The 7,748-nt window shown below is 44.2% G+C and carries 6 protein-coding genes and 2 pseudogenes; 2 read left to right on the plus strand and 6 right to left on the minus strand.

What is annotated here, in order from left to right; translation table 11 throughout:
- The first annotated feature begins 275 nt into the window (after window positions 1–275).
- Window positions 276–590 carry a hypothetical protein gene (locus MUU47_RS10630; protein WP_258988169.1) on the plus strand — a complete coding sequence of 105 codons (315 nt, stop codon included), beginning with the start codon at window positions 276–278 and terminating at the stop codon, window positions 588–590.
- Window positions 591–1,076: 486 nt separating this feature from the next.
- Here the strand turns inward: MUU47_RS10630 and MUU47_RS10635 are convergent.
- The 4 genes and pseudogenes from MUU47_RS10635 to MUU47_RS10650 all read right to left on the minus strand — a co-directional run.
- A pseudogene (locus MUU47_RS10635) lies at window positions 1,077–1,729 on the minus strand (IS110 family RNA-guided transposase); the annotation flags it as partial.
- A gap of 440 nt (window positions 1,730–2,169) precedes the next feature.
- Window positions 2,170–3,813 (minus strand): DUF927 domain-containing protein, encoded by a 1,644-nt coding sequence (locus MUU47_RS10640; protein ID WP_258988170.1) that lies wholly within the window; start codon window positions 3,811–3,813, stop codon window positions 2,170–2,172.
- A gap of 223 nt (window positions 3,814–4,036) precedes the next feature.
- Entirely contained in the window at window positions 4,037–4,795 is a 759-nt protein-coding gene (locus tag MUU47_RS10645) for a hypothetical protein (RefSeq protein WP_258988172.1), read from the minus strand.
- A gap of 40 nt (window positions 4,796–4,835) precedes the next feature.
- Window positions 4,836–5,048 carry a helix-turn-helix transcriptional regulator gene (locus MUU47_RS10650; protein ID WP_309578263.1) on the minus strand — a complete coding sequence of 71 codons (213 nt, stop codon included), beginning with the start codon at window positions 5,046–5,048 and terminating at the stop codon, window positions 4,836–4,838.
- A 298-nt stretch (window positions 5,049–5,346) separates the two neighbouring features.
- Between MUU47_RS10650 and MUU47_RS10655 the strand changes: the two genes are divergently transcribed.
- Window positions 5,347–5,847 (plus strand): hypothetical protein, encoded by a 501-nt coding sequence (locus MUU47_RS10655; protein ID WP_258988174.1) that lies wholly within the window; start codon window positions 5,347–5,349, stop codon window positions 5,845–5,847.
- Here MUU47_RS10655 and MUU47_RS10660 read toward each other — a convergent pair.
- Window positions 5,844–6,764 carry a tyrosine-type recombinase/integrase gene (locus MUU47_RS10660; RefSeq protein WP_258988175.1) on the minus strand — a complete coding sequence of 307 codons (921 nt, stop codon included), beginning with the start codon at window positions 6,762–6,764 and terminating at the stop codon, window positions 5,844–5,846. The two genes, MUU47_RS10655 and MUU47_RS10660, sit on opposite strands and share 4 nt — an antisense overlap.
- 64 nt (window positions 6,765–6,828) lie before the next feature.
- A pseudogene (gene tnpC / locus MUU47_RS10665) lies at window positions 6,829–7,623 on the minus strand (IS66 family transposase); the annotation flags it as partial.
- Window positions 7,624–7,748 lie beyond the last annotated feature (125 nt).

The raw sequence follows: 7,748 nt of genomic DNA on the forward strand, positions 1-7,748 counted from the left end.
GCGAATCCCCAGACGGCAGTCGCTGCTTCGCAGAACAAGAGGTGTTTGTGAGTACGCGGGTTTACCCGTGTACCCACAAACACATATCTTGCCCATTTCGTTTCGCCCTTTTTTTGTTCAAAACCCGCCATGCGCACATAAGCGCACTTAATTGCACATAATTTCATTAAATGTCATTGTGCCCGGAAGTAGGCGCACATAAGCGCATAAAATTGCACTAAATTTCATAAAATTGCATAGCACTATCTGAGAGGGAAATTATGGCGCAACGAGGCATGGGTCTGGTCGAATTCCGGGCGAATCTGGAGCTGATCACAACGCTGAAAACACAGGGTTACGATCGCAAACGGGTGTACGAAAAACTCGGGGGAAAAACCACGCTGTCCTACTCGCAGTTTGTACGGATCTGGAACCGTGAGTTTAACGAAACAAAAGTGGTAAAACAGCAAACGACAACCAGTCAGAAGGCTGGCAATCAAGCAAGGAACAACAGGAGCAGTCAGCAACGCGATCCATTCCGCAGACAGACCCGGGTGCTCCATGACCCAACGATGACAGACGAACGCAGGAAAGAGATGTTCGGAGAGTGAAAAACGAAGCGATGAGCGTCACAGCCCAGGGTAAGAACAGCTGATATTCCGCTTCCTCGCTCACTGACTCGCTACGCTCGGTCGTTCGGCTGCGGCGAGCGGTGGCGGCGCACACGCAATGGGAAACTGTTGTGCCAGCCGTAAGAAGGGCAAGGAGAAAGGCCACGCGGTCGCGTTTTTCCATAGGCTCCGCCCCCCTGATGAGTTTCACAGAAACACAGCGGTTTCCGGTACTCAAATCAGTGGTGGCGAAACCCGACAGGACTATAGAGATACCAGGCGTTTCCCCCTGATGGCTCCCTCTTGCGCTCTCCTGTTCCCGTCATGCGGTTTACGTGTTGTGGTGGAAGCCTTACCTAAATCACCACGCCCCGTTCCGGTTAGACAGTTCGCTCCAAGCTGGGCTGTATGATTTCCTGTACGTCCGTTCCTCGCTCACAGCAGACCTTCTGCTCAGTTTGATCTCCCCCCTGTAAACAGTACCAGTCTAAACTGAAGTAACTGCTGGCTGCGATGATCTGTTTTGGCCACTTGAGATAATACCTTGTCATATTCGGCTATTTTTTCTTCAAAATTAGTAATATGCGCCAATAGATCATCAATGCAAAGCCTGACCTGTACTGGCAGAGTTTCCTTTTGGTCAGAAACAATATGACGCAGAGCATCAGTGCTTTGTGGGCCGATAATCCCGAATTCAGATACCAGCCCCCGAAGACGGTTATACGTTGCTGTTCTTTCCTGGATAAATCCCTGTCTTGTCCGATGTATGCATTGCATTGCCTGCTGGCTTTCGTCTTTGACTGGTACAAAGCGCATATGCGGCCGCTGCACGGCCTCACAAATAGCTATTGCATCAGCTGCATCATTTTCCCGGTCTTACCCGCCATGCGATAGGGTGAGACAAATTTCGGAGCCATCAACCGGACATCATGGCCATACTGCCTGAATAATCTTGCCCAATAGTGGGCGCCCGAGCAGGCTTCCATTCCAATTACACAGGGAGGTAAACTTGCGATGAGTTCAGGAAGTGCTGCACGCGACACCTTGGGTTTAACCAGAACTGCTTTACCATTTTGGTCAACGCAGTGAACAGCAAATACATTTTTGGCAAGATCGATACCGACAGTGGTGATGGTCATAACGAATCCCTCTGGGTCAATGTTTACCCCATGATTGCACGAAATTTAACCAGGCGCATATCCAGGGGAAGTCCCTTCCATTCGCTAAGCCTATTTCTGAAGTAGCATTACAGGCAGCTTAGAGCGACAAGCAGAAATTCACATATCTGTTAAAGTGGCCAAATTTAGCTATCCACTACACCTTGAATGGAACTATAAACACCATACATAAACAGGCCATTTCACCTCTTAATTAGCATATTGTATCGAGTCATTATTTACATCATACAAAGATTCACACTGGAAGTTTATTTAAGTTACCCACCTGCTGGAAAGTAAAATTTACACATAAGGATAATGCAGGTGGACAAGTAAAAATAACAAAAGACATGCTTAACAATATTACATGAGAAATAAACTCTAACATCACAAGAAATATACACATACTACTCAGTTAACTATTACATGGTTTTCCCATTAAGCAAATCCATAAATGGCTGCAATTTCAAACAATACCTTCGGGTCATTCCACGCCCCTGATATGTAATTTGCCTTGTTGATTTACCCTGAGCATCAGAATAAATAATCCCTTTATTTTTTAAAAGAGCCACACAATCCTTTTTTGATATCAACAAATTATTACTCAAGTATTCGTTGTCGATAGCAAAGACACTGACATTATTTATGTCCACAATGAATGCCAGACTTGACTCAAGATCATCTCGCTTATGGATCCCTGATCTTGAATCGACAACCATTTCCGACAAAAAATAATCAATAAATTCTTTAGAGAATAAACAACCCAACTTGCTGGTGGAGGTACTTATTGCTAAATGATAACAGTAACCAACAGAAGAGGCTATATTATCATACGTCGAGGGCAATATTTTATATTTCACCGCCAACATTCCAGCCGCATATGCCAATGCAAATCGCTTAGCAATTCTTCGTTGCACTCCTCCTTCACTTTTTAAAAAGGTGTCTAAAAAGGCATTAACATGTTTTTTTATCAAATCCTTGCTGTCTTGTTTATTCCTTGCAACAAGATTACTTAGGAAACACTCTCCCGCTGCGCCATAATATTTGCTGCAATTATATTGAATCGTTTCCGATAATGTCCCAGAGTCAAAATCCGCAGGAATACTATCAAATATCCCATCCCCCCCGTCATTCTTAATAGGAATATCTATCAACCGTGTTTTCTCCCCATCCATTTTTTCTATACCACCATCCTGCGCGTGCTGGCCCAGGCTACGCTCTCCCGCACTAAGGATTATCATTCTCCAGCGATGTACTGTTTTCTGAAACTCAACAGACCTTTTTTTTCCTTGTCCCTCACTTAACATATAAATTAAATGTTGTACGTCCTGGGCTGCATGTTCTTGCTTTTTATTTGATAACTTAAGCTCATCCAAGATAAGTAAGTTATCATTATAAGCCTCTGCTGTTTCCTCAAATGCGGTATCTGTCATTTTCCATGATTTCACCAATTGCTTATCTCCTCGAATTGATGCTGCGACATGCAAGGCCGTACTTTTGCCACTAGAGCTATTACCATAAAAATGAAAACCACCTGTTTCAATATCAGACAAATAGCAACAATACCCCGCGAAAGCACTACACATTGCAAGCGTCATTTGTGGACTATGTAGTGCCAGAGCCGCAACATAATATTTCCATTCATCCAATGTTCCATTGCAAGACTCCTCAAAGGGAAAAGATTTTGAACCAGGGTACGGTAATGGTTTCAGTTCTTCATTACCACTTCTACCATAAAACTCACCACTCATTGTCAAATATGACAAAAAACCATCCTTATCAATATATCCTGGACGTATGCAAAGTCTTACGCGTTTTTTAGGAACTTTAGTTAATTCTGAATATACATCTCCCCAATCTTTAGCTGTCATTTCCAGCGATAGCCCCTCATCAATTAATCGCCTCTTTAAGATCTTCGGATCATTAACATCAGAAGATAAGATTAGGATTTTTTTGTATTTATAATTATGCACATCATGAAGTTTAATATAACGATATGATTTTTGTCCTTCTTCAGATGAAGATATCGCCAACAATTTCACCGAGAGACCTGATTTCTTAGTCATAGTTGAAACCTCTTTAAACATTAACTCTATTGTCTGAAATCACAAATCACCAAATCACGTACATAAATGTCATATAAGTGATGTATTATGTATGTTAATAATAAATAATCAGTGTTACCTCCTGCGTAAAATAACATAACACTCTAAACGTTACTTAAGATACAATATTGCACTCTTTATACATATTGCATGATAGTTTAGAGTGTTTTTTGATTTCCTCCTGTTACCTATTTTGGACATTTACACTAAAGTTCAGGTGAGACTCCTTCAACTGGTCCAGAAGCAAAAGTGATTTGACGAATACTGTCTTATTCGTAATCCTCTTCTTATTTTTCACTTTCTTAAGTAGCCCTTTATCATTTATGAACCATGGAATTTCTTGCCAAAAACCTTTTACACAATAGCTTAATACCTTAGCTATCTCATCAATATCGTCAATACGTATTGGCCGATTTCTCCTCCCCTTCCTGGCGTGCAGGTTTTTATCCCGCAGCATATAGTTCCGCAACTTTTCTAAGTTATCTGGTTCATCCGGCACCAACAAATGAAAGTGAGGCAACCAATAACTTTCTTTAATATTATGTGTATATCTATGGTAGTCCATCTCAAACCCACCTATAACAGGGTCACAAAATCCCATTCGCTTTAACGCCTTGCCCAACCGCTGTATCAGATTATCAGGGCTCCAATGTGTAAGCTCATTATTAGATATCATATCTTGATAAAATATCAGGGTGACGAATTTATACCCTGTATGATTTTCGAAATAAGGAAGCCATTTTTCTATATATTTCTGTCGTCGTTGCCGCTGACACTTAGCACAGGCCATACTCTTACAAGGGGTGTCAACTGAACAATCTTCAATGACTGTTATTAGTTTCTTTATTTTAGGCACTGGTTTGCTCTCATATTTTTTGCGCATGATTTTAACGCGATGTACATTCTCTGATTGTGCCTGCTCAATGGTTTCCAAATTAAACATGATATGCTCCTGGTTTAAGTAGATTCAAACAACGATATAGTTACTCTTTACCTACGCGTTTTCGTGCTTTAATCCATTCATCTACCTCATTCTCATAAAATGCTATTGCTCTCTTTGAGAGTAATACTTGTCTTGGAAATTCATTATTGGCCAACAGTCTATAGAGCGTTGCGCGAGATATAACACAGCGCCGTAACACCTCGTTTATTTTAATTAAATTTGACATCAGACCATCCTCTTTTTCAGATGACATTATTAGTATACACAAAATTTATTGACCGCAAATTCTTGACAGTCTGATATTTCTGAATAAGAAAAACACAGAATCGCTAGTTAACCCCATCGGCGCCACTTTCTAGTTAAACTAAATTGAGTTTGACGAATCTAGCAAATAAAAAGCTTTTTCCATTTATCCAAATATATTTTGGTTATGTGATGTAACGCACTATTATCACGAAAAATAATTGATAAAAAAATGAGCAAGGCCAATCGTGGAGCGGATCACGCAGACTATACTTGCCTTATATAACATTTTACTATGGAGACATGTCATGAAAGAGACATTAAAAGAGCTTTCTACTTTAAAAATAAAACTTGGAAGTGATACATCCTGCAAACTTGATTATTTATGTCATCACCACAAATGGCCTGTGAATGATAGTAGTCTTACAGATCCGGAAGCCTTAAGTCTGAAGCTTGCTCTCTGTATTGAAACCCTATTCAATCAGGAAATGAGCGAAAGCGTTCCCCCTGAATCTCCAGTGCTGATTACACTTCCTAAGTCTATGAAGTCCATGTGGATATATGTACTTTACCAGTTAGTCATAACGCGAAACAATAAAGGTGAAAACAAGAATGAAATTGTTAACTTTATGAATAAAAAGGGAATTCCCACTGCAGATGACATATTTAAATACAAGCAAATAGTTCATATTCACCCCCAGCCCTGGAAAGTAGGAGATGTGAGTTTTTTACGCGACCCGGCCCAAGTGAATGAGCTCATCGGAGAACTCAATCAGCGTAAGCCACGGTCTAAAAAAGTTCAGGATTAGAATGCAAGAGCTCTTGATACTGCCGCCTGTATTTCTTTTGATCGCTTGTCATACAACGCGGTGGTGCTGATATCGCTGTGTCCTGCCAGCTGGCGCACGATATTGATATCAGCACCCTGCTCCAGCAATCGTGTAATAAACGTTCGTCGTAAATCATGAGGCGTGAAGGGTTGTAACTCAGCAACCTTACCCAGTTGCCACAGGATGGTGGTAATCCCCGCCGAACTGAGTGCCCGCTCCCTCAACTGGCCGTTTCGATGAAGGCCTGTGAACAACGGCCCCTGTGTAGCCAGAGCTTCACACCACCCCAGCACCGCATTAGCAACCGCAGTATTGACGGCGATCTGTCGGTACTTACGGCCCTTTCCCTGGCGCACCGTCAGTACATGCGTCACGGGACAAAAGTCTTCAATGCGTAAAGCAGCCAGTTCGCCCACCCTCAGACCTGCGCCACATAACGTCAGCACAATGGCCCTGTCCCTTTTTTGTCGTAATGGCTGCGGATGTTCGCTGGCGGCGTCTATCAGCAACTTCACCTCCGCCTGGCTCAACGCCCTTCCCTTATGGCCACTGTCACCTTTCGCTCGTTTCACTGACCTGATGCGTCCAAGCGAATCCGCATCAAGCAACTGCAAATTGAATGCTGTCTGGGCAATCCCCTTCAGCGCCGCCAGCGCCATGTTCACTGTCGCAATAGCATAATCCTGATCCAGCAACCTCACCCGCACCTTTGACACATGCTCATAACGTAACTGTGACCAGTCATACGTCGCCGCCTTCTTACCGGTATGCAGGATTGCAGCACTGTGATTAAGCAAACTCAGCATGCTCTTTCGTCCACTGGCAGCCAGCCCGTTGAGGTAGACATCAACAATACTGACGTCATGCTGCTTTGCCGCTAATTTCAGTCGTGCCATGATAAATCCCATTAATGCATATTAAATGTAAGCGTCCAGCGAGAACCGTATTGACGGGGATGTGTTATTCAGTTGGCAGTGCGACGCGCCAGGGGAGCAGTTCACTCACCCGATTGACCGGCCAGTCAGCTATGACGTCAAGCACATGGCGAAGGTAGCTTTCTGGATCCACGCCATTCAGTTTGCACGTCCCGATCAGGCTGTACAGCAGTGCTCCCCGCTCACCACCATGGTCAGAACCGAAGAACAGCCAGTTTTTACGACCCAGACTGACCATCCGCAGGGCATTTTCAGCGATGTTGTTATCTGCTTCCACCCAGCCATCTTCTGTATAGTACGTCAGGGTCGGCCACTGGTTCAGGGCGTATGTGAACGCCTTCGCCAACTCCGAGTGTCGCGACAGGGTTTTCATCTTTTCACGCAGCCAGCTTTCCAGTGATTTCAGCAGTGGCTTCGTTTTCTGCTGACGTTCGGCAAGGCGCTGTTCTGCCGGTATTCCCCTTATTTCCGCCTCGATGATATACAACTCGCCGATACGCTTCAGGGCTTCATCCGTCAGCGCCGATGGCGTTCGGACATGCACATCGTGGATTTTACGGCGGGCGTGAGCCCAGCAGGCGGCTTCCATTATCCGGCCATTGCGGTAAAGCTCGTTGAACCCGGCGTACGCATTTGCCTGCAGCACACCACTGAACTCCGCAAGATGGGTCTGTGGGTGGATGCCTTTTCTGTCTGGGCTATAGGCGAACCACACGGCCGGTGCCAGTGCTGACCCGGCGTTGCGGTCATCACGAACGTACGTCCACAACCGCCCGGTCTTCGTCTTCTTATTACCCGGCAACAGTACCTGCACCGGGGGTCGAGTAGACCAGAGGGATCCTCCCCCTCTGGCCGCTCACAGAACCGTACGTGAAGCTCTCACCTCATACGGCTCCTGTTATTCAACTCTATCTGATCATGAACTTCCAGTGTACAAACAGTGTC

It is taken from the genome of Scandinavium hiltneri (assembly GCF_024764835.1).
Classification (GTDB): Bacteria; Pseudomonadota; Gammaproteobacteria; order Enterobacterales; family Enterobacteriaceae; genus Scandinavium; species Scandinavium hiltneri.